The 23,581-nt window shown below is 73.2% G+C and carries 11 protein-coding genes; 4 read left to right on the plus strand and 7 right to left on the minus strand.

Annotation, left to right across the window (positions count from 1 at the left end; all coding sequences use genetic code 11):
• Positions 1 to 163: 163 nt before the first annotated feature.
• Positions 164 to 1,378, minus strand: a complete 1,215-nt coding sequence (locus tag OG276_RS35405) for a 4-hydroxybenzoate 3-monooxygenase (protein ID WP_266911822.1) — start codon at positions 1,376 to 1,378, stop codon at positions 164 to 166.
• Positions 1,379 to 2,046: 668 nt separating this feature from the next.
• Between OG276_RS35405 and OG276_RS35410 the strand changes: the two genes are divergently transcribed.
• The 4 genes from OG276_RS35410 (at position 2,047) to OG276_RS35425 (ending at position 5,878) form a co-directional block, all read left to right on the plus strand.
• Complete coding sequence (locus OG276_RS35410; RefSeq protein ID WP_323182395.1) at positions 2,047 to 2,409, plus strand: transglycosylase family protein; 363 nt, start codon at positions 2,047 to 2,049, stop codon at positions 2,407 to 2,409.
• Positions 2,410 to 3,059: 650 nt separating this feature from the next.
• A complete protein-coding gene (locus OG276_RS35415) occupies positions 3,060 to 3,488 on the plus strand; it encodes a hypothetical protein (protein WP_266911824.1) in 429 nt (142 codons plus the stop codon).
• A 376-nt stretch (positions 3,489 to 3,864) separates the two neighbouring features.
• Complete coding sequence (locus OG276_RS35420) at positions 3,865 to 4,674, plus strand: polysaccharide deacetylase family protein (RefSeq protein ID WP_266911826.1); 810 nt, start codon at positions 3,865 to 3,867, stop codon at positions 4,672 to 4,674.
• A gap of 466 nt (positions 4,675 to 5,140) precedes the next feature.
• Entirely contained in the window at positions 5,141 to 5,878 is a 738-nt protein-coding gene (locus OG276_RS35425; RefSeq protein ID WP_266911828.1) for a CAP domain-containing protein, read from the plus strand.
• Between the two features lie 90 nt (positions 5,879 to 5,968).
• On the opposite strand, the gene OG276_RS35430 is transcribed toward OG276_RS35425, so the two are convergent.
• From OG276_RS35430 to OG276_RS35455, 6 genes are all read right to left on the minus strand, one after another.
• On the minus strand, positions 5,969 to 9,199 hold the full coding sequence (locus OG276_RS35430; RefSeq protein ID WP_266911830.1) for an AMP-binding protein: 3,231 nt from the start codon (positions 9,197 to 9,199) through the stop codon (positions 5,969 to 5,971).
• On the minus strand, positions 9,159 to 12,524 hold the full coding sequence (locus tag OG276_RS35435; RefSeq protein ID WP_266911832.1) for an amino acid adenylation domain-containing protein: 3,366 nt from the start codon (positions 12,522 to 12,524) through the stop codon (positions 9,159 to 9,161). The genes OG276_RS35430 and OG276_RS35435 overlap by 41 nt, the downstream gene beginning before the upstream one ends.
• The gene (locus tag OG276_RS35440; RefSeq protein ID WP_266911834.1) at positions 12,521 to 18,268 is read right to left on the minus strand and encodes a non-ribosomal peptide synthetase; all 5,748 of its coding nucleotides are present in this window, start codon (positions 18,266 to 18,268) and stop codon (positions 12,521 to 12,523) included. Before OG276_RS35440 ends, OG276_RS35435 begins: the two co-directional genes overlap by 4 nt.
• Before the next feature lie 135 nt (positions 18,269 to 18,403).
• Positions 18,404 to 21,505, minus strand: a complete 3,102-nt coding sequence (locus OG276_RS35445) for an amino acid adenylation domain-containing protein (RefSeq protein ID WP_266911836.1) — start codon at positions 21,503 to 21,505, stop codon at positions 18,404 to 18,406.
• An 899-nt stretch (positions 21,506 to 22,404) separates the two neighbouring features.
• Positions 22,405 to 22,938, minus strand: coding sequence for a hypothetical protein (locus OG276_RS35450; RefSeq protein WP_266911838.1), 534 nt, complete (start codon positions 22,936 to 22,938; stop codon positions 22,405 to 22,407).
• Between the two features lie 2 nt (positions 22,939 to 22,940).
• Entirely contained in the window at positions 22,941 to 23,483 is a 543-nt protein-coding gene (locus OG276_RS35455) for a hypothetical protein (protein WP_266911840.1), read from the minus strand.
• Positions 23,484 to 23,581 lie beyond the last annotated feature (98 nt).

Below are 23,581 nucleotides of genomic sequence, written 5' to 3' on the forward strand. Positions count from 1 at the left end.
GCGTCGCGTGGTCGGGGAGGGTCGTCGTCATCGCAGAGGTTCCTCGGGCGGTGCTGGGGCGGGTGCTCCGGCGGAACGGAGCATGGTGGACCGGCTGTGCGGTGGTCGCGGGAGAGAGGGAGGGCGGTGCGGGGAAGAGGGGCGGTGCGGGGAAGAGGGGCGGTCACATGCCGACGTAGTTCTCGGCGAACCAGTCCTGGTGGGTGCGGGAGGTGCGCAGGGAGTCGAGGCGGGCGCGCCGCAGGGAAGCCTGGAAGAACGATCCGCCTGACTGGTCCGGGGCCGGGATCGTGTGCAGCAGCCCCGTCATCCACTGGGTGAACTCCTGCGCGCGCCAGATGCGCGCCAGGGATTGCGCCGAGTAGCGGTCGAGGGCCGTGCCGTCTCCCGTGGCGAGGGTCTCGGCGAGCGCTCCGGCCAGGATCTCCGCCTCCAGTACGGCGAGGTTCGCGCCCTTCGCGGCGGCCGGCGCGGTCAGGCTCGCGGCGTCTCCGGCGAGCAGGAGCGAGCCGTGCCGCAGCGGTTCGACCACGTCGCACGCGAGGTCGACGACGCCGCGCTCGATGATCGGCCCCCTGCGCAGCGGACCGTGCTCCGCAGCGCGCATCCGCAGGTCGAGTTCGTCCCAGATCCGCTCCTCGGACCAGGCGTCGGCCGGGGCGCCGCGCCGGCACTGGAGGTAGTACCGCGTGACCTGCGGGCTGCGCGCCATGTGGCCGGCGAAGCCGCGGTCGTGGACGGCGTACCCGACGGCGTCGATGCTCGGCGGAGCTTCGGCGAGCAGACCGAGCCAGCTCACGCCCAGGTCGTGGTGGTGGCGGACCGCGTCGGGCGGCAGCGAGCGGCGGGACGCTCCGTGGCGGCCGTCGCAGCCGGCGACGTACCGGGCGTCCCATCGGGCGGGGCGGCCGTCCGGCTCCCGGGCGGTGACGTACGGCCGGGGGCCGTCGGCGTCGTGGACCGCCAGCGCCTCGGTCGCGAAGTGGATCCTGCCACCGGCGTCGAGGTAGTGCGTCAGGAGGTCCGTGACCAGGTTCTGCTGCGGATAGACGGTGTGCTGCTCGGCCCGTCCCAGGGAGCCGTAGTCGAGGCGGAAGCTGCCGTCCCCGGTACGGAACTCGCACACACCGTGGGTGCGTCCGTGCCGGTGCAAGCCGTCGGCGAGGCCGTGGCGGTCCAGGATCCGTACGGTGTTCGGAGCGAGGAAGCCGGCCCGGGCCCGGGTCTGGACGTGTAAGCGGTCGGCGCGCTCGAGAACGACGCAGTCGATCCCGGCGGCGAGCAGGAGGTTGGCGAGCACCAAGCCGGCGGGGCCGGCGCCGAGCACGAGCACATCGGCCGATGCCCGTAATCCTGGAAGATTCTGACTTTCTGTCATGGCGCGGGAATCATAGGCACGGAAAATCATGAGGAAGATCACGAGTAACCCGCATGCAGCAATAGGGTGAAAATCGTCAGAAAACCCGTCGGTGCCCGTGGGGGGTGGGTCGGAGGGCTCCGGTCGGCCCGGCCGGGGGGTGGGCGGGACGTCGTGAGTGCTGGGAAAAAGCTTTCGCCTTGGCCGTTTGGGCCGCGCGGAACGGGCCATAAGCGGGACAGGGAGTCCGCGGCGGTGAGCGGCGTGGGACTCCCGAGCGGCCCGAGCCGCGTAGTGGCTTTCCCCCCCTCGCCACTACGCGGCCGGGACGCCGGCCCGCACGACGTGCACCACCCGTGCGGCTGTGTGCTCTCCGAGCTTCCGCTCCCTCGGGCCTCCGTGTTGGCTTCCGTCGCGGCCATCGGAATCCTGCCGTGGGGAGCATCGATGGGATCTGGGCGCCCGGTCGGCGAAGCGGCAAGGCCTCGATCCGGCCGCTATCGGAGGGTGATCGCGCCTGTGTGAGGGCCGTAGAGCGTCCGTTCGGGTGGCGTTGCCCCCTCGCCGGTGGTAAGTGCGCCTGGAAGTACACCGGTCCGTGCTGTGCTGTGGCCACGACCCGAACACGGTCGTACGCGGGCCCGCCCGCTGTTCGCGGCAGGTCTGGCCCCAACAGCGAAGGAGGACTGATGTCGAGCTATCCGAAGGACCGGCGAAGGCGGAGCAGGTTCGGTCAACTGCTCGTCCTGGTCATGGTGTTGGCAGTTCCGCTCTTGGATGCTTCCGGGGCTCACGCCGCCGCGGTGCACTCCAAACAGGGCCCCGACTGGGATGCCATCGCCCGGTGTGAATCCGGAGGCAACTGGCGTGCGAACACAGGCAACGGCCACTACGGCGGATTGCAGTTCACCCAGTCGAGCTGGAAGGCGGCGGGAGGCCGCAAGTACGCACCACGCGCTGACCTCGCCACGAAGGCGGAGCAGATCGCGGTGGCGAGGAGGCTCGCCAAGATCCAGGGAATGGGGGCCTGGACCTGCGCACGACGCCGCTGACGGGAGCGCTCCAACAGAGCGGCTCCGCAGCTCTGTTGGAGCTGTGTCGACCGGACGCCCGCCAGGTCGGCTCTTGGTGCTCCATCGTCGGTGGTGCCATCGCTAACTCACCGCTCGGGGGAGGTAGTTCACCAGCCGTCATCGTCGGCCCATCGCGTGTCCCGGAGCCGGTGACCGGTGCACGTCGGATGGCGAGGCCGTCGACCGGTTCGACACCCGGAAGTTCCGCGAACGGCTTCCCCGGCGCGATGAGTTTCCCGCGCGGCGCCCGCTGCCGATCAACACGTACGGCATGTATCGGACTGCCGTGTCCACCAGCAGGCGCCAGTGCGCGCAGGCGCCCGCCTGCCCCGTTGTACGGCTCCGGCCGACGGCGTCGGCCGACGGCTCCGGTACGTGCCGAGCCCGTCGGCACGGGCCGGGTTGCCCCGGTCGGGGCGGCCCCGTCCCGACCGGGGCTGCCGTATGCGCGAGGTCTGTGGAATCGGCACCGTCGGGCTGGCCGTGCACCGTGGTTGACCTGCGGTTTCATTCGGAATTCCGAGGGTGTGGGGGTGCGGTGTGCGGATGCGGGCCCGGGGGGCCTGTGTCAGCTTGGTACGAGTGGGGGCTGGACCGGGGGGCGTCTTCCCCGAAGGGGTGCATCACAGATGAACCGACTTCTCGCCACGGCCGTGAGCACGGCCGCCGCAGCGCTTCTCGTGGGCGGTGGGGCAGCCTCGGCCTTCGCCGCAGGGCCCACCGACGACGCGACCACGAAGCTGTGCAGCAGTCTGACCGAACTCAAGGCCGACAACGCGAAGTTGCGCACGCTCGACCCGGCGACAGCCACCAAGGACCAGATCAAGGACGCGCACAACGCCGTCCAGGAAGACTGGAAGACCGTCGCCGAGTCCACGGCGCAGTTCAACGCCGCCCAGAAGGACGCGGTCAAGTATGCCGCCGACGACGTGAAGAAGACGTACGAGGACCTGCCCGGCGACACCACCGGCGCCGAGGTCCTCGCCAAGCTCACCCCGGACCTGCAGAAGCTCGACACGGCCGTCGCGAGCGCCCAGACCGGCCTGCAGTGCGGCTGACCCGGAGGTAGCACCGGGCCGGGCGCGGCACGGGCACCCCGCTCCGCCAGGAGCGGGCACCCGGTGCCGCCGGCCGGTCACGCAGAGTGCGGCCGAGGAGGTCGCAGGCCCGTACGCGGGTCGGTGGCGGGCAGTGGCCCGAGTTGTCCGACAGCAACGCCGGCTCCCCAGGGGAGCCGAAGACAGGACCCGGCCGGGGACGAGGAGGCCCCGGCCGGGTCCTGCTGCGCACCGGCGCTGGAGCGGGTCGTACGTCCCGTCCGCGCCGGGCCTCCGTATGGGCCGATCGGGGGAGGACGGCGCCGCATCGGACGGCCTAGCCTGGACCGGCAGGAGTGGGAGACCGGGGGGCCGAGTCCGAAGGAAGAGCGCCTCCATGGGCATCACCCGCAGTTCCGCAAGCCGTCTTCGTGCGGGATCCGTCGTCGCGGCTGCCGCCGCCCTCGTCCTGTCGGCGGCCGCCGGCGCATCCGCCTTCGCCGCCCCGAGCGGCCCGGCCGCCCCGGCCGACGGATCGGCCGGGCGGTCCGCGGCGGGCCCCGCGTCAGCCGTGAGCGCCTACGGCCCGGCTCAGGTGCCGCTGGGGATCTCCCGGCTGGCGCAGGGCCCCGGTCACGACATCGCCATCACCATCGACGACGGTCCGGATCCGCGCTGGACGCCCCAGGTCCTCCAGGTGCTGCGGGAGAACCACGTCAAGGCCACCTTCTGCATGATCGGAACCCGCGCGCAGCAGTACCCGGACCTGGTGCGGGCGGTCGCCGCCGAGGGGCACAGTCTCTGTGACCACTCGGTCGACCACGACGTGACCATGGACCACAAGCCCGTCGCGTACCAGCGGCAGCAGATCATCGATGGCAAGTCCATGATCGAGCAGGCGGCGCCGGGGGTCGCCGTCCGCTACTACCGCGCTCCCGGGGGCGCCTTCACCCCGGACAGCCGTGCGATAGCCGCCGCGAGCGGGATGCGGCCGCTGGGCTGGAGCGTGGACCCCAAGGACTGGAGCAGGCCGGGCCTGCCGGCGATCGTCGCCACCGTGGAGGGAAGCCTGCCCGCGCAGCCGACGGTCCTCTTCCACGACGGGGGCGGAGACCGCAGCGAGACGGTCGCGGCGCTCAAGGAATACCTGCCGTGGCTCACGGCGCGGGGCTACACCTTCACCTTTCCGAAGCTCGCCACCCCGTAGATCCGCGATGCGCGGGTACCCGCTCGACGAGTGCGGCGCGGCGATGGCAACGCCGTGCGGTTCCTCCTCCGGGCCGTGATATGCATCACGACCCGCACGGCCCGCACGGCGCCTCGGTGGCCTCCTCGGTGATCCTGCACCTCGCGACATTTCGCGCTATGTCACTGTTTGGCCTTGACATGCCGTACTCCACCAGAAATGGAATCTGACCCTCCGGTTTTCTCGTCGCCAACAGGGCTGACGGGGAGGGATTCTGTCGGCGGGCCAGGCGGGTGCCGGAGTGGCGGCGACGGGGGAATGCACGATCTTCCGGCCGTTTCAAGCCATGGCCCGAGCGTCCCGCGGGGCTGAGCGGCGGTCGCTTGCCAGGCCGTCGGAGGGCTTCTAAGAATGGCGACTCCTCCGGTCCTCCGGCGCCCGTGCGGTCCGGCGCCGGGAGCTTCGCGATCACCGAGTGAGGTCCCGCATGAAGAAGCACCGTAAGAAGACGCACCAAAGGAAAATAGCCGTCGCCGTCGGAGTACTGGCCCTCGTGGCCGTCCCCACCACCGCCATGGCCTGCCTCGACCCCCAGGCGACCGGCCCGATGCGGCCCGTCGCAGCCGAGCAGCAGGGCGGTCCCTGGGACGCCGACTCCCACGGCGACCTCCATGGAGACTCCTACGGCGACCCCTACGGAGACCCTGGCGCGCAGCAGCCCGTCGAGGTCCCGGTTCAGCCCGGCGGCCCCGCCGAGATCGTCGAGCAGCCGGCCGTCCAGCCCCCGGTCGTCCAGCCGCCCGCCGAGCCGGCCGGGACCCCCGCGCCCTCGGACTCCGCGGCACCCTCCGGTGCGGTGGCCGAGGTCCTCGCGCTCGTCAACAAGGAGCGGGCCACGGTCGGGTGCCCCGTGCTGACCGTCAACGCGAAGCTGACGAAGGCCGCGCAGGACCACAGTGAGGACATGGCCGCCCACTCGCAGATGTCCCACACCGGCTCCGACGGCTCCGACCCGGGTCAGCGGATCACCCGCGCCGGGTACCAGTGGAGGACGTACGCCGAGAACGTCGCGTACGGCTACGACACCGCCGCCAAGGTCATGGACGGCTGGATGAACAGCCCGGGGCACAAGCGGAACATCCTCGACTGCAACGTCAAGGAGATCGGCATCGGCCTCGCGCAGCCCGGTCACTACTGGACACAGGACTTCGGCGCCACCCGCTGATCCGGATCCCCCTGATCCGGATCCCCTTGCTCTCCGAAGGCGGCGCTGCCGGCGCCGGTCAGGGACTCCCCGACCGGCGCCGGCAGCGGGTCATCCGCAGGCCGCGGTCAGTGCCGCGGTGAACTCCGCGGCCAGTTCGGTGATCACCGGGAGGTCGAAGGCCAGCGCGTTGTACTGCAGCCAGCACCGCAGGCCGCCGTCCGGCTGCTCGACCACGGTCAGCTCGGGCACCCCCCGGTCGCCGCCCGGCAGCGGCCAGGGGACGGTGCTCCCGCGCGGCAGTTCCCAGGGTGCGCAGGCCAGGCCGGGCAGTTGGGCGGGCGCGGCCCACGCCTCGTAGCGGAGCCAGGCCGCGAAGGGCACGGACGGACTGAACTCGGCGAACGGGTACAGCTGGTGGTCCAGTGCCTCGCTGTAGACCGCCCGCAGCCGGTCTACCAGCTCGGCGAAACCAGGTCCGCCGCTCGCGTCCACACGCAGCAGCAGCGACTGGACGAAGCAGCCCACCGTCCGCTCGGCTTCCGGGCGCGGGCGGCCGGGCACCGGGGTCATCACCACCAGGTCGGGGCGGCCGCTGCGGCTCGCCAGCAGTCCGGTCCAGGCCGCCGTGACGGCCAGGAAGGGAGTGGCGCCCAGCTCGGCAGCCCGGGCCCGCAGGGCTTCGGCCAGTGCGGCCGGTACCTCGAACTCGTGCGCCTGGGTGAGCACTTCGTCCACCGCGCGGCGGCCGGCGAACTGCTCGACGGCCTCCGGCGCCCCGGCCAGCGCGGCCTGGAAGTGGGCCCGTGAGGCCGGCCAGTGCGCGTTCGCCCAGTCCACCAACTCCTGGTAGCCGGGGCCCGAGCGGGCCGGTGGCGCCGACCGGCCCCGCCGCAGTGCCGAGTAGAACACCCCGAGGTCGGCCAGCAGCACACCGACCGACCAGCCGTCGGAGACCATGTGGTGCACCGCGACCAGCACCACGTGGTCGGTCTCCGACCGGCTGACCACCAGAAGGCGCGCCATCGGGTCGCGGGCCAGGTCGGTGAGACGGTCGCGCTCGACCAGCAGCAGGGCGTCGACCTCCGCGTCCGTGGCCCCCGGGGCCCGGGTCAGCGTGATCCGCACCCGGGGCTCCTCGTCCAGCACCGCCCGTACGACGCCTTCCCCCGCCGCCTCGAACCGGGTCCGCAGCGCCGGATGGCGCCGGACCGCCTCGGTGAGCGCCCGGCCGAGGGTCTCCGGTTCGAGCCGGTCGGTGACCCGGAACAGTGCCGTCACCGCGCCGGCGTCCCGCCCGGGGGCCTCGGCCATCCAGCGGAAGAAGTTCTCCTGCTGCGAGGTGAGCGCGACGGCGTGCGGCTGCGCACGGAGCGCGGCCAGGTAGGGGGTCACGGCCGTTTCCGTCCCGGTAGCTTCTCCGGCAGCTTCTCCGGCAGCCCCGCCGTCAGCGGCATTCCGCCGCCGGTCGGGGTGGTCCAGCCAAGCGGCCTGGGAGCGCAGCGAGGGCCGCTCGAAGACCAGGGCGGTGCTCGCCCGGACCCCGAACTCGCCGCTGATGCCGGTGGCGAGCTGGACGGCCCGGAACGAGTCGCCGCCGAGCGCGAAGAACTCGGCCGCCACGTCGGTGACCGGCCGGCCGAGCAGGCGCCGCCAGAGTCCGGCCAGCCGCAGTTCCGTAGGGGAGGACGGGGCGACCGCGGTACCGGTGGACTCCGCGGGTGCGTCGAACAGCGGGCGGAGCCGGTGCTTGAGCACCTTGCCGCTCGGATTCCTGGGCAGGTCGCCGGCGAGCAGGATCCGGACCGGCAGTTCGGGCCGGCTCAACCGGGCGCTGAGGAACAGCCGGAGCTCGTCCAGGTCCAGACCGGCGGGCCCGGCCACCACGACCGCCACCGGGACGGCGCCCATCACGGGGTGCGGGAGGCCGAGCGCGGCCGCGTCGGCGACCGCGGGGTGCTCGTGCAGGACCTCCTCGATCCGCAGCGTGGAAACCTTCAGCGCACCGCTCTTGATGACGTCGCTCTCCCGGTCGACCAGGTACAGGTAGCCGTCCGGGTCGAGGCGGCCGACATCGCCCATCCGTACCCAGCCGTCCTGGAACACCCGGGAGCTCTCGGCAGCGGCCCCCAGGTAGCCGCGGGGCGGTCCGGGCTGGCGCAGCCAGACCTCGCCGGCCTGCCCGGCGGGCAGCGGCAGCCCGTCCGCGTCGAGGATCCGGAGGTCACCGGGGTTCGCCGGGCGGCCCAGCGAGCCGGGGCGGCGGGTGTCGACCACGGTGGAGATCTGCGCGGGCGAGGCCTCGGCGGAGGTGTAGGTGTTGACCAGCGTCGCGCCCGGCAACGCCGCGGCCAGCGCGGCCGCCACCGGTACGGGCAGTGCGGCGGCGGAGGAGTTGACCAGGCGCAGACTGCTCAGGTCGTACCGTCCCGCGGTGCCCGCGTTGACCAGTTCGATCGCCATCGAGGGCACCAGGAAGGCGGTGCCGATCCCGAACTTCTCGACCGCGCCGCCGAACCGGTCCGCGTCGAAGCGCGGCAGGCTGAGCAGCGTGGGCGCGGCGGTCAGCGCGCCCAGCAGCATCACCTGGCCCGCGTTGGTCCCGATCGGGAAGGCGTGCAGGGCGTACCGCGAGTGTGCGTAGGCGCGGCGGCGGGGGCGGGCGTCCAGGCCCGCGGTCAGGTTTCCGTGCGCGGCGAGCACGCCCTTGGGCGCGCCGGTGGTGCCGGAGGTGCCGATCACCTGGGCCGGGTCGGCCGGGCCGACCCGGTGCGGCGGACCGGCCGGCGGCTCGGGGTGCGCCGCCAGCAGGTCGTCCAGCCGCAGGTCCACCAGTCCCGGAATGGTGGGCAGGCCGCCTACGCGCTCCTGACCCTCTCCCTCTCCCTCGTCGTCACCGTCCCGCAGGACCGTGCCGGCTCCGGCCAGTGCGGCCAGGGCGGCGGCATCGGCCTCCGACAGGTCCTCACGGACCGGGACCGGTACCCCGCCCGCGTACTGGACGGCGAGGAAGCCGACCGCGTACCGCTCCCAGCGGGCGTTGGAGAACCGCAGCACCACCCGGTCCTGCGGTCCGACCCCGGCGGCGGCCAGCCCGACGGCGGCGCGCAGCGCCTCCTCGCGCCAACGGCCGTAGCTGAGTTCCCCGCCGCCGACGACCTGCAGCGCGAGGTGGTCGGGGTGTTCGGCGGCCCGCGCGTCGAGGAGCTCCGGGACGGTCGTCGCGGCGGGTGGCAGGGTGGTGGCGATGGCGGGCTCCGGTGTGATTCGTGGGGAGTGTTCAGGGACGGGGCGGGCAGGATCAGTCCAGGTGGGCGGCGGCCTCCTCCTCGCTGAGGGCATCGATCTCCGCGACCAGCAGGGCCTCGATCCGGGCCGCCAGGGCTGCCGGGGTGGGGCTCTCGAAGACGTCGCGGATCGACACGTCGAGACCGACGCCGGCCCGGATGCGCGCGGCGACCCGGGTGACCAGGAGCGAGTCCCCGCCGAGGGCGAGGAAGTCGTCCAGTACGCCGACCTTCGGTAGGCCGAGCACCTCCTGCCAGAGCTCGACCACCAGGGCCTCCGCATCGCTGCGGGGCGCCACGTATCCTGCGGCGCCGCCCGCCGGGTCCGGGTCGGGCAGGGCCGTGGTGTCGAGCTTGCCGTTGGTGGTCAGCGGGAGGGTGTCCAGCAGCAGCACGGAGTCCGGCACCATGAAGGCCGGCAGCCGCAGCGCCAGGAACTCGCGCAGTTCGCCCGCCCCCGGCGCGGCTTCGGACCGGTGTCCGGCGGCCGGCCGAAGGACGGCGTACGCGATCAGCCGGCGGCCGTCGCGGACCAGCACGGCCACCCGGCCGACCGCCGGATGGGCGGTGAGGGCGGCCTCGATCTCGGCGGGCTCGATCCGGTATCCGCGGATCTTCACCTGACCGTCGGCGCGGCCGAGGAACTCCAGCTGCCCGTCGGCGCGCCACCGGGCGCGGTCGCCGGTGCGGTACATCCGGCCGTCCGGGGCGTCGGTGAACGGATCCGGGAGGAACGCCTCCGCGGTGAGGTCGGGCCGGGCCGAGTAGCCGCGTGCGAGGCCGCTGCCGCCGATGTACAGCTCGCCCTCGGAGCCGGCGGGCAGCAGGCTGCCGCGCTCGTCCAGGAGGTAGAGCCGCACCCCCGGCAGCGGACGCCCGAGCGGCGGGCGCCGATCGGCGGCGGACCCGCGACCCGGGCGGGCAGCTACGTCGCCGCCGGGACCGCCGGCGAGCTCGCCCGCGGTGACGATGACGGTGGCCTCGGTCGGGCCGTAGGTGTTGACCAGCCGGACGGCGTCACCGTGCAGCTCCCGCCACTGGGCGAGGGCGACGGCCTGCGCCTCGGACCCCCCGAGGACCACCAGGCGCAGCGCCGGCGGCCACGGGGTCTGCTCACCGAGGGACACCAGCTCCTGCCAGTACGCGGTCGGCAGGTCGAGTACGGTGACGGACCGTCCGGCCTCGCTGCGCAGCAGGTCGGGCAGCATCCGGCCGCCGCCGGGGAGCAGGACGACACAGGCGCCCGCGGTGAGGGCGGGCCAGATCTCCTCGGCATGGGTGTCGAAGCCGATGGAGGCGAACTGGACGATCCGGTCGCCCGGCCGGAGCCGGTAGCCCTCCGGTCCGGCCATCCACCGGACGCGTTCGGCCAGGGAGGCGTGCTCGATGGCGACGCCCTTGGGGGTGCCGGTGGAACCCGAGGTGTAGAGCACGTACGCGAGGCCGTCCGGGGCGCTTCCGGGCAGCGGGGTCCCCGCGGGAGCCGTGCGCCCCGGCTCGATGCCCGCGGGCCCGGCCTGCCCGGTCTCGGTCCTCGGATCGCCGGCCTTCTGTACGGGGACATCCGGTGCCGGGACTTCCCGTACCCGGACGTCCAGTACCGGGACTCCCAGGTCCGGACGCTCGCCTCCGGTGAGCAGCAGGGCGGCCTCCGCCTCGCCGAGCATCAGCCGCTGGCGCTCGTCGGGGTGCGCGGGGTCCAGCGGCAGGTAGCCGGCGCCGGCCTTCCAGATGGCCAGCAGGGCGGTGACCAGTTCGAAGGAAGGCTCGATCCGGACGCCCACGGCGCGGCCGGCCACCGGGCCCAGTCGGCGGGCCAACTCATCAGACGAGCGGTCGAGTTCGACGTACGTGAGGACGCGGCCGGCACACTCCAGAGCGGGGGCGTCGGGATGGGCCGCGACCTGACCGGCGAAGCCGAGCAGGATCGGGAGCGCGTCCTCGGCGACGGCGGGTCCGGCGCCGAGAGCGAGCAGCGCGGCGCGCTCCTCGGGGGCGGGCAGCCAGTCGCCGTGCAGCGCGACCTCCACGTCCACGACGGCCCGGGTGAGCAGGTCGCGGACCCGGCGCGCCAGGGCCTCGACCGTGGCGCGCTCGAAGAGCTCCCGGTCGAAGCAGAACGACAGCGTCATCCCGCCGTCCGGGGTGCGCCAACTGTCCAACAGCAGATCGGTCTTGGCCCGGTCGAAACCGGAGTCCATGTCCGCCGTCCGGACGCCCGTGGGCAGCAAGGTCCGCTCGTCGGCGCCGGCCAGCTCGTATTGGCTCTGGTGGACGAACACCGCCTGGTAGAGCGGGCCGACGCCGGGCAGTACGGGCAGTCCCAGTTCGGCGGCCACCCGCTCGACCGGGATGTCCTGATGGTTCAGCGCGGCCATCGTGGCGGAGCGCACCCGGCGCAGCACCGTACGGAAATCGGGCTCGCCGGTGAGGTCCGCGCGGATCACCCCGGTGCGGGAGAAGTAGCCGAGCAGGGCCTCGTGGGCGGTCTCGTTACGGCCTGCCAGCGGGGTGCCGACGGCGAAGTCGTAGCAGCCGCTCCAGCGGGCCAGCACGCTCTGGTAGGCGGCGAGCAGCACCATGAAGGGGGTGCAGCGCTGTTCGCGGGCCAGGGCGTCGAGTCCGGCGACGAGGCCGGGGTCGAGGGCGAGGTCGGCGAAGCCGGCCGGGTGCGTGGGCTCGGCGGGTCTGGGGTGGTCCAGCGGCATCCGCAGGGCGCTGACACCGGCCAGTCGTTCGCTCCAGTGATGGACAGCCTGCTCGGCCGCGCCGCCGTCCAGCCTGGTCCGTTCGGCGAGGGCGAACTCGCCGAACTGGAGCTTGAGCTCCGGCAGTTCGGCCCGCCCCTCGCCGATCTCCTCGCGGTACAGCGCGAGCAGTTCGCGCCACAGCACGGTGAAGGACCAGCCGTCGGAGACGATGTGGTGGACCACCACGCTCAGGGCGTGCTCCTGCTCGCCGGCGCTGACCAGGACGACCCGCAGCGGCGGGCGCTCGCCCAGGTCGAAGGGGGCGTTGACGAAGGGGGCGCAGGCCGCGGTGAAGGACTCCTCGGCGGTGTCCGGTATCGGGACCAGGGTGAGTACGACCTCCCGTACGGGCTCCACGAGTTGGACGGGATGCTCGCCGTCCAGGGCGAACCGGGTGCGCAGCACCTGGTGCCTCTCGGTGAGCCGGGTGAGGGCCGCGCTCAGGGCCCGCGGGTCGATCGGACCGCTCCAGCGCCGGTTCAGGTACATGTTGAACCCGGCGTCCTCGGGAGCGAGTTGCTGGAGGAACCAGAGGCGGCGCTGCTCGTCGGTCAGCGGATGGCGGGCGATCGGGGCCGGGGCCGGAGTCGGGGCCGGAGTCGGCGTCGGAGTGGGGATCGGGGAAGTCATGCGTTCGTCTCGCCTTTCGCGCGGGCCCGCAGGGTCTCCAGGCCGATCAGGTCGTCGGACTCGGCGTCCGGGACCTCCCGGTCGAAGCGGGCCAGGACGGGGATGCAGAGGCTGATCAGGACCAGAGCGGCCATGGCGAGGCCGAACACCAGGTAGAGCAGGCCGATGCCGCGCCCGTCACCGGTGCCGATGAGCGCGCCGACGCTGGAGGCCAGCGCGCCGCCCTCGTCCATCAGGGGCTGGAGCAGCTCGGGGCCGGCCGGGGCGACGAGGGCGAAGCCGATCGGCAGGGTGGACCAGGCGACCAGGGTGTTCACCGCGATCACCCGGCCGTGGAAGCGCATGGGCACCTTCGTCTGGATGACCGTGGCGTAGATGCCGTTGAGCAGCGCCAGACCGTAGGTCATGCCGAACGCGCCCGCGGCGACCACGGTCACCGAGGGCCGCAGGCCGGTGACGACGCAGGCGGCGGCGAGACCGAGGGTGGCGAACAGGACTCCGCGCAGGCGCATCCGGCGCGGGCCTCCCCAGACCAGCAGGGTGAGGCCGCCGAGGACCGCGCCCAGGCCGGCCGCGGTGGAGACCCAGCCGGCCGCGGCGGTCGAGGAGAAGGAGAGCACCAGCGGGGTGATGAGCAGGAAGAGGGGTGAGAGGAAGATGTTCAGCGCCGCGAACCAGAACAGCATGGCTCTGAAGTGGCGGCTGCCGAGGGCCCGTTGGAAGCCGGCCCGGATCTCGGCGCCGACGCTCTCGCGGCGGGTGGCGGCCATCACGTCGGGGAAGCGCACCGCCAGGGTGACCCCGGTGGCGATCAGGTAGCTGACGACGTCGAAGACCAGGATGCCGCCGAGGCCGATCACGTGCAGGATGCCGACCGCGATGAGCGGTACGAGGAACTGGGCGAGGCCGAGGGCCATCTGGACCACACCGTTGGCGCGTCCGAGGAAGCGCTTGGGCACCAGCTGCGGTACCGCCGAGCCCCAGGCGACGCGCTGGAAGGCGAGTGCGGCGGAGAGCAGGGAGATCATCACGTAGCAGTGCCAGATCTCCAGCGAGCCGCTGAGGTAGAGCACCAGCAGGGCCGCCTGGGTCAGGCCGGCCGCGACGTCGCCCCACAGCATCACCCGGCGGCGGTCGCCGCGGTCGACGATGGCGCCGGCCAGCGGGGCGACCACGATGCCGGGCACCAGGCCGAAGGCGGCGAGCATGCCGAGCTGGAACAGCGAGCCGGTCTGCAGGTAGATCCAGATGGGCAGGGCGAACTCGGTGAGCGCCGAGCCGATCATCGAGAGCTGCTGGCCGGTGGCGATGGCCAGGAACCGGCCCATGGTCGGGCGGACGGGGCGGCGCTCGCGTGCCCTGCGGGATGCGCCCGGCTTCCCGGGCGCCGGCTCGGGTTCCGGAACGCGTCCAGGCTCGGGTGCCGGAACGTGTCCAGGCTCGGGTTCCGGAACGTGTCCCGGCGCGAGAGCCGGATCCGTTCCGGTGGTGTCGCGGGAGAGGCCGGCCAGCCACCAGGTGGCGTCGGCGGTGGGCCCGTGCCGCGCCTCCTCGCCGGCGGCGATCGAGCGGTGCACCCCGGTCAGGATGTCGGCCAACTCCTCGGCGCGGTACTTGAGGTAGAAGTGCCCGGCCTCGTCCAGGACCACCACGGCGGCGGTCCCGGTGATCCGGTGCCACTCGCGGAACCGCTCCTGGTAGAACTCGGTCGCCGGATCGCGGTCGCCGCAGACGGCGATCACCGGCGCCGAGATGGCGCCGCCCTCGCTCTCGTACAGTTCGCCGAAGTAGCGCTCGGCGCCCTTGGTGCCGACCCGGCGGTTGTGCACGATCAGCCGCAGCTGCTCCTCGTCGACCTCGTCCACGTCCAGGCCCGCCGAGGCCAGGGCGTTGATCATGCCCTGGTCGCTGCGCAGGCGGGCGGCCAGCTCGGCGAAGCGCTCGGCCATCGCGGCGCCGCGGCCCTTCGGGCGGGCGAAGGGGAAGATCCCCCCGAGGTGGACGGCGTCGATCTCCCGGCCGGACGCCTCCACCCGGCGGGCGATCTCCACGGTCAGCCGGACGCCGACCCCGCAGTGCCCGTAGAGCACCAGAGGTCCGGCCACGTTCGCGACGATCTCCTCGGCGCAGAGCCGGGCGACCTCGTCGATGTCCATCGCCTCCTCGCCCAGCTCGTGGCCGGGGACGGCGATGGAGTGCAGGGCCCAGTCCGCCGGCATGGCGTCGGCGAGCGGCTTGTAGATCAGTGCGCTGCCGCCGCCGTAGGGGGCGCAGACGACGGTGGCGGCCGCCTTGCGGCGCTCGGGGGTGAGCAGGTGCAGCAGCCGGCGCGGTCCGCGGTCCGCCTCGGGCGTGGCCACCAGTTCGGCGAGCCGGCGGACCGTCGGGTACTTGAAGAGGTCCATCACGCCGACCGGGGTGGCCAGGTCGGGGAAGGCCCGGCGCATCCGGGCCACCACCTGCGTGGCGAGCAGGGAGTGGCCCCCGAGCTCGAAGAAGTCGTCCAGTGCGCCGACCCGGGGGAGGTCCAGCAGGTCCGCCCACATGGCGGCGATCACCTGCTCGGTCCCCTCCTCGGGGTCTACGTGGCCGCCTGCGGACGGGCCGTCCGCAGGCGCCGGCAGCGCCTTCCGGTCGACCTTGCCGTGGGCGAGCAGCGGCAGCCGCTCCAGCACCACGTAGCGGGCCGGAACCATGTAGTCCGGCAGCACCTCGCCCAGCACGGCGCGCAGTTCGGCGGCGGCCGGAGGTTCGCCGCCGGCGGGGCGTTCCAGGTAGGCGACGAGGTTCTGCTTGACGCCCTCGCCGCGGGCCATGACCAGCGCCTGGGTGATCCCGGGCAGCGCGGTCAGCGCGGCCTCGATCTCGCCGGGCTCGACCCGGTAGCCGCGGACCTTGATCTGGTCGTCGCCGCGGCCGAGGTACTCCAGGGTTCCGTCCGCGCGCCAGCGCGCCAGGTCGCCGGTGCGGTACATCCGCGGGCCGCCGGTCGCCGCACCCCCTGGGCCCGCGCCGTACGGGTCGGCCGCGGACGGCTCCGCTCCGGCCGCTTCCGCTTCTACCGGTTCCGCTACGGCCGGTTCCGCTCCGGCGGGGGCGGCGTACGGATCGGGCAGGAACCGCTCGCCGGTCAGGTCCGGCCGCCCGAGGTAGCCCCGGGCCAGCCGGTCCCCGCCCAGGTACAGCTCACCGGTGACGCCCGGCGGAACGGGGTTGCGGGCTTCGTCCAGCACGTAGCAGCGCGCGCCGGCGAGCGGGCTGCCGATCGGGGTGCTGCCCGGCGCGTTCAGGCCGTCGGCGGTGACCTCGTGGACGGTGATCCCCACCGTCGCCTCGGTCGGCCCGTAGTGGTTGAACACCGCGCAACGGCCCAGTGCGGCGATCCCAGCCGCCCAGGACCAGCTGCTCGCCTCGCCGCCGAGGACCAGCGTACGGCGCGGCAGGAGCCGCTCCAGCGGTACGTCGGCGGTCAGCGCGGCCAGGTGGGAAGGGGTCATCTTCAGGTGGTCGATGCCGGCCCGCTCGATCTCCGCGGCCAGTTCCACGCCCGCGATCCGGCGCGGCAGCAGGTGCACCCGGCCGCCGGTCGTGAGCGCCAGGTAGAGCATCGTCATGCTGAAGTCGAAGGAGAGCGACTGAAGCAGCCCGAAGGAGCCCCCGGGCTCGATCCGCAGCCGATCGCCCGCGCCCGCCAGGTAGTTGAGGATCTGGCGGTGCTGCACGGCGACGCCCTTGGGTGCTCCGGTGGAGCCCGAGGTGTAGATCACGTACGCCAGGTGGTCGGCGCCCGAGACCTCCTCCAGCGGCGTTCCGTCCCACTCCGCCGCGTCGTCCGCGTCGCCCCCGTCACCGTCGCCGATGTCGGCGCCTGTGTCGCCGGTCAGCAGATCGACGGCCGGGTGGTCGCCGAACCGCGGTCGCAGCACGGCGTCGGTGATCAGGACCTTGGCTCCGGAATCGGCGACCAGGCGGGCGAGCCGCGCGGGGGGCTGCTCGGGGTCGAGCGGCAGGTAGCCGCCACCGGCCTTGAGCACGGCGACCAGGGCGACCGCCAGCTCGGGGGACTGCTCCAGGCAGACGGCCACCCGGTCGTCCGCACCCACGCCCAGCGCCCGCAGGCGCCGGGCCATCGCGTTGGCGCGCCGGTCGAGGCCGCCGTAGGTCAGCGTGCGGTCCTCGAAGACCAGTGCGGGCGCCTCGGGCGTCCGGGCCGCCGCCTCGGCCAGCGCCTGTGTGAGCGTGGCGGGGCCGTCCACCGGTAGCGCGGGGCCGGTGGCCCAGGTCTCCAGTACGGCCGTCCGCTCGGCCGCGCCGAGCAGCGGGAGCCGGTCGACCGGCAGTGCCGGATCGGCGACGCCGGCGGCGGTCAGCAGCTCGAACCGCTCGGCGAGGCGCTCGACGGTGCCGGCGTCGAAGAGGTCGGTGCGGTAGGTGAACAGACCGTAGAGGCCGCCGTCCGGTTCCTCGCGCATGTAGAGGGCGAGGTCGGCGTGGGTGGTGGTGGCCTCGTAGCCGAAGCCCTCGGAGTCCAGGCCCCCGGCAGGGGTGGTGGCGCGGTCGCCGTAGTTCTGGAAGGCGAAGGTGGTCTGGAAGACGGCGGCGCGGCTGACGTCGCGTTCCACCGCGAGATCGCCCACCATCTGCTCGAACGGCACCTCCTGGTGCGCGTACGCGTCGAGCGTGGTCTCGCGGACCCGGCTGATCAGCCGGCCGAAGTCGAGCCCTTCGGAGAGCCGGGCGCGGATCGGCAGCATGTTGACGAAGGCGCCGACCACGCCTTCGAGTTCACGGTGGAGACGGCCGGCGACGGCGGAGCCGACGGCGAAGTCGCGCTGGCCGGCGTGCCGGCCCAGCAGGGCCTGGAACGCGGCCATCAGCACCATGTACGTGGAGGCCCCGTAGGCGCGGGCCAACTCGCCTATCCCGCTGCATAGTTCGGGGCTCCAGTGGAACTCGGTGGCGGCCCCGTCGAAGGTGAAGAGCGGCGGGCGGGGCCGGTCGGTGGGCAGCTCCAGGGCCGGGACGCCGTCGAGCTCCCTGAGCCAGTGCTCGCGGGAGGCGGCGAGCTGCCCGTTCGCCAGACGGGCCTGCTGCCAGGCCGCGTAGTCACCGAACTGGACCGGCAGGGTTGGCAGTTCGAGAGAGGCGCCGTGGGCGTGGTGGGCGTAGAGGAGGTCGAGCTCGCGGTTGAGGAGGTCGATCGACCAGCCGTCGCAGATGATGTGGTGCATCACCAGGGCCAGTACGTGGTCGTCCTCCGCGATCCGGACCACCAGGGCGCGCAGCAGCGGACCGGTCTGCAGGTCGAAGGGTTCGGCGATCATCGCCCCGAGTTCGGCGGCGGCGCGTGCCTGCGGATCCGGGTCCGCGACGGCGTCCAGGTGCTGGGCGGCGAACGGCGCCGGCTCGGCGACCCGGACCTCGGCGGTGCCGGCCTCGGTGGTGCGGAAGGTCATCCGCAGGCTCTCGTGCCGGGCCACCAGGCCGGTCAGCGCGGCGTCCAGCGCGGCGCGGTCGAAGGGGCCTCGGAGCCGGCGGGCCGGCGCCAGTGTGTATGCCGTGGAGCCGGGGGCGAACTGGTCCATGAACCAGAGCCGTTCCTGGCCGCTGGAGAGCGGCGGTGCGCTGCCCGTCGGGCGGGGGTCCACCACCCGGGCGGGGGCCGAGGCGCCGCGCAGCCGCCGGCTGAGGAGGGCGCGCTTGACTGCGGACCAGTCGGCGGGCAGGTCCTGGGTATCCGTCATCGAGTTCCTGTTCGGGCATGCGGAGGGGGAATCGGAGGATGGGGGAATCGGAGGGCGGGGGAATTCGGAGGGTGCGGGCGCGGCGGGGGCCGGGCACGGCCGAGTGGGCCGTGCCCGGTGTACGGGGCGCGGGGCCTACAGGCGTTCGCGGACGGCGGCGGCGATGCCGGCCGGGGTCGGAACGTCGAAGAAGACGTCGAAGTCCAGTTCCACGCCGAGCGCGTCACGGATCCGGGAGGCGATCTGGATCACCGTCAGCGAGTGCCCGCCGAGGTCGAACAGGTCGTCCTCGGGGCCCACGTCGGGGAGGTTCAGCACCTCGGCCCAGATCCGGCGGACCGTTCCGGTGGTCTCGTCACCGGCATCGGCTGCCCGTGGCGCCGGCGCCGCCTCGCGCGGCGGTACCGGCAGGGCCCGCCGGTCCAGCTTGCCGTTCGGGGTGAGCGGCAGGCGCTCCACGGTGAGCCAGCGCTGCGGCGCCATCGCGGCCGGCAGCGTGCGCAGCAGATGTTCGCGCAGATCGGAGGGGGCGGGCGCCGGGGCGCCGGCGGCCGGGACCAGGTAGCCCGCCAGGAACGGCTCGCCGTCCTCCTCGGTGCGGACGGCCACGGCGGCCTGGGCGAGGGCCGGGTGCTCCAGCAGGGCGGACTCGATCTCGCCGAGTTCGATCCGGTGGCCGCGGATCTTGACCTGGTCGTCGATCCGGCCGAGGAAGTCGAGCTCGCCGTCAGGCGTCCGGACGGCGCGGTCCCCGGTGCGGTAGAGCCGGGCTCCGGGCGGGCCGAACGGGCTCTGCACGAAGCGCTCGGAGGTGAGTTCGGGCCGGCCGAGGTAGCCGTGAGCGACCCCGTCCCCGCCGATCAGCAGCTCTCCGGGGATGCCGAGCGGGGTGGGCCTCAGCTGCTCGTCGACGATGTAGACCTGGGTGTTGGCGATCGGGGTGCCGATCCTGACGTGGCCGGGATCGGCGGGGAGCTCGGAGCAGGTGGACCAGATGGTGGTCTCGGTGGGCCCGTACACATTGAACAGCCGGGCGGTGCGCGCCCGCAGTTCGCGGGCGAGCGGCAGCGTCAGCGCCTCGCCGCCGGCCAGGCCGGTGACGGCGGCGAGGGCGTCGGTGGCGCTCCCCGCCGCGAGCATCACCCTCCATCCGGACGGGGTGGCCTGTACATGGGTGACGTCCTCGGCGCCGATCAGCGCGAGCAGGCCTGGTCCGTCGACGGCGAGGCCGTCCGGGGCCAGGACCAGGCGGCCACCGGTGATCAGCGGCAGGTAGAGCTCCAGCGCGGAGATGTCGAACGAGAGCGAGGTCAATCCGAGCCAGGCGTGCCGGGGGCCCGAGTCGAGCCGGTCGGCGAAGGAGGTGAGCAGGTTGACCAGTGCCCGGTGCCCGACCGCGACGCCCTTGGGGCGGCCCGTGGAGCCCGAGGTGTAGAGGACGTACGCCACATCGTCCGGACCGGGGGCGGCGCCGTGGTCGGCGTCGGGTGCGGCCTCGGCCGGGTCCTGCGCCGACGGCGCCGGGAGCCGTAGGACCGCTGGAGCGGCGGCGGCGACCAGTGGCGCGGGCTCGCGGTCGGCGAGCACCAGAACGGCTGCGGAGTCGCGCAGGACGAGGGCGAGGCGCTCGGCCGGATAGCCCGGGTCCAGCGGCAGGTAGGCCGCGCCGGTGGCGAGGACGGCGAGCAGCGCGGCGGGCAGGTCGGCGGTACGGTCCAGGTGGACGGCGACCAGGTCGCCGGGTCTGACGCCGCCGGCGCGCAGTGCTGCGGCCAACTGGTCTGTACGGGCCAGTAGTTCGCGGTAGCCGAGGTGGCGGCCGGCAGCGCTGACCGCGATCGCCTCGGGGGTGGCGGCGGCCTGGGCGCGGATCAGGTCGAGCACGGTCCGGTCGGTCGGATAGGGGCGGGCCGTGGCGTTCGGCCCGGTGGTGACGGCCCGGAGCTCGGCGGCGTCCAGCAGCGGCAGGTCCAGCAGCCGGGCACCGGGGTCGGCGACCGCCCCGGCGAGCAGGGTGTTGTAGTGGCCGGCGATCCGGCGGGCGGCGTCCGGGGCGAGCACGGCCGGGTCGTACTGCAGGCTGAAGTCGAGGCCGCCGCTCAGGGCGTCGCCGCTCTTGGGGGCTTCGACGATCTGGAGGTGGAGGGTGTTGCGGGCGGTGCGGTGGTGCACGGCCCAGGCGATCCGGGCACCGGTGCCGGCGAAGTCCGGGTCAGGGCCGCGCCGGCGGTAACCGAGGGAGACGGCGGTCAGGCCGACGCGGGGGCTCAGCCCGGAGACGGCGGCGCCGAAGGGCACGCCGCGGTACGGGTAGCCGGCCCGCAACTCGGCCCGTACGGCGGCGGCGAAGGCCGTGAAGGTCTGTGAGGCATCGGCCGCGGGCGCGTGGACGGGCAGTTCATTGACGAACAGCCCTACTTCCCCGGTGAGTTCGCGCGTCCGAGTGGAAAGCGGAACGGACACCGGAACCGCCTCGCCGCCGTACCGGCGCAGCAGCCCGTGCAGGGCCGCGAGCAGGAACTCGAAGACCGTGGTGCCGCCGAGGGCGGCCGTGGCGGCCAACTCGCGTGCCTCGGCGCCGTCGAGACTCCACTCGACCGTCTCGCCTGCCCCGGCGACGGTCGGGGTGCGCGATACACCGGGCAGCACCGGGTCGGTGGCGGCGGCCCAACGCGGCCCGTACCACTCGGCAGCCCTCCGTACGGTGGCCGGATCCTCGGCCGGTGAGGCGGGTGCGGTGGTCGAGGGAGAGGGAAGGGGCGCCGCGCCGTACGCGGCTGCGAGGTCCCGGGTCAGCACGTCCTTGGAGTTGCCGTCGAAGACCGAGTGGTGCGCGGTGACCAGCAGTTCGGCACTGCCGTCGGAGCGCCGGTGCAGGGTGAAGCGGCTGAGCGGGCCGGTCTCCAGGGTGAACGGACGGGCAGCCTCCTCCTCCAGCCGCTTCTCCAGGTCGGCCTCGTCTTCGGGCGCTTCGAGCTGCACCAGTTCGGGCTGCTGCGCCGCGGGTTCCTGCCACACCCGGCCGTCACACTCGACCAGCCGCGCGGCCAGAGCCGGATGCCGCCCGATGACGGCGGCCACCGCGCGGACCAGGGCCGCCGTGTCGATCCGGTCGAAGGAGATCCGCACCGGCATGTGGAACGCCTCGCGGGCCAGTCCCAGCCGCTCGGTGAGCCAGACGCCCTGCTGGGCCGGCGAGGCGGGTCTGCGGTCGGGCAGGGGGAGGACTTCGGACATTCAGCGGCTCACTTAGGACGTCGGAGCAGGGTGGAGGTGCAGCACGGGTGAGCGTGCGGACGCGGCATCGGGTGCGGGCTACCGCACGTCGGGGCTTCGGGACCCAACGGCGGGCTCAGGCAACCTGGTTCGGTGAAATGCGGGCCACCGTGCATCCGGTCCTCCCCCGGGGACCGGCCGACGGCCGTGAGTGGTCAGGACCGCCGGACGTCCCGGAACCCCCAGGAACGTCTGGCTGTTCGGGCCCCCGCCCGATGAAGACAATTGGTCCAGACCTGTCGAGAGATTCGCACAACGCCCAATCACCGTCAAGGGCCGTCGGGGGCTGGAAACGGTCGTCGCCGGCGTGTCGATCTGTCCCGGGGCTCGCCGAAAGATCCGTGATTGATCGCCCCTGACGGATCATCAATCTCGATGCTGTCAGCGGCAGATCGGCTGAATCTGGTCGGTCGGGGAGGCGTGGACGCCTCCGGCACGGAACGTGACGGGGGCAGGCGGTTGCGGCACCGGTCGGATGGGTCCCCGCATCACTCGAAGGTGGTCCAGGGGAGACGGGGCAACGATCCGGCCCGGTGCCGGACGGGGCTGGCGGCTCGGTTGCGGCAGGCGGGCCCAGGTGCACCGCGTCCGGGGTTCGCAGGGACGCGAATGCGCCGGCGAACGTGGAAACCAACAGTTCACCGGGGCGAGCGTCCCGCCCTCCCGAGCGGGTCCGGCCTCGTGCGCCGGTGCACGGCCGGCCCCGGATGTACGGCCCGCAACCCCTCCGGGCGGGGCATCCGCCCCTGCAGGAATGCGCGGAACCGCGCAGTCGCGGCTGTCGTGGGTCCACGGGTCCGACTCGCGTGCCGATGGGGCGCTGGTTACGCTGCGTTGAAAGCGGCGGGCGCTCCGGCGGGCTACCCGCCGACGCGCACGTCGTCGCAGGGCGCGGGAGCCGGCGCCCCGGCCCGCTGCGCGTCCTTCCAGTGGGCGGCCTCCCCGTCCACGCCGCGCTTCGCCGGCGCTACGTAGCCGACCCACGGCCCCTGGCCTTCGTTGTCCATGGTCTCGACCCCCACCACGTACCGCCGGCCCGGCTCCAGGACGGCGTACAACTCCGGATCCACGGTGGCGTAGCGGCCCGGGGAGCCGCCGCTCTCGATCCCTTGGGTGACCGTGAACGACTCGGGAGGGGCGCCCTTCAATCCCTTGAGTACGCGTACCTGACTGGACAGGTACGAGCTGCCGTCCGCCTCCCATGCCCGGGTGTTCTTCACCGTCTCGACCACGGCCATCACCGGGAACTCATCGGCGACCACGGGGTCCTTCGTCAGGTCCGCACCACAGGACGCGTGCCCGGAGCCTTCCGTCCCGGCGACCGAGTACCAGCCGCCACCGGCGAGCAGCAGCCCCCCGGTCAGGCCCGCCGCGGCCCACATCCGTGGACTCATGATCAGCCCCACAGCTTCTTGTAGTTGGCCTTGTCCACGGCCTGCGGTACGTCGAAGTCCTCTTGGACCTGGGGCCACATCAGCGAGTTCGTCGTCTCGAAGTCCTTGTGGCAGGGGCCGAGCGCATGCCCCAGTTCGTGGGCGGCGACACTCCGGCGCTTCTTCGCCGAATACGACGACATCTTCGCCTTGTTGAAACGGATGTAGTCCGTCCACGCCGGTGCGGCGTTGTAGCTCCAGATGCCGGCCGCGGTGCTCTTGGAGTCGTTGAAGTCCTGGAAGTCGAGGTCGTTGACCGTGCTCGTGGTGTCACCGACGATCTTGATCTTCGCGCCGGAGTACTGCCAGGCCGCGATGGCGTGCTTGATCTCCGGGTCGTACTGCGAGGAGTCGGTGTACCGGATCTCGCCCTCGTCGACGGAGCTCCGGGACTTCGATTCGGACTCCGGCTTGACGCACGGCGCCGGATCGACGGCATGCGCGGTACCGGGCGCGAGGAGCAGCAAGGAGGCGGTCGCCGACAACGCGACGAGGAACCTGTTCACCTCACCCACGGTAGGGGACCGCCGCGCGGGAATGATCGTTTCGCCGGGCCGTCGAGGCGGATCGTCCCCGGCGGCCCGGCCGCGTTCTCAAGAGCGAC

Source organism: Streptomyces sp. NBC_00086, assembly GCF_026343255.1.
Lineage (GTDB): Bacteria > Actinomycetota > Actinomycetes > Streptomycetales > Streptomycetaceae > Streptomyces.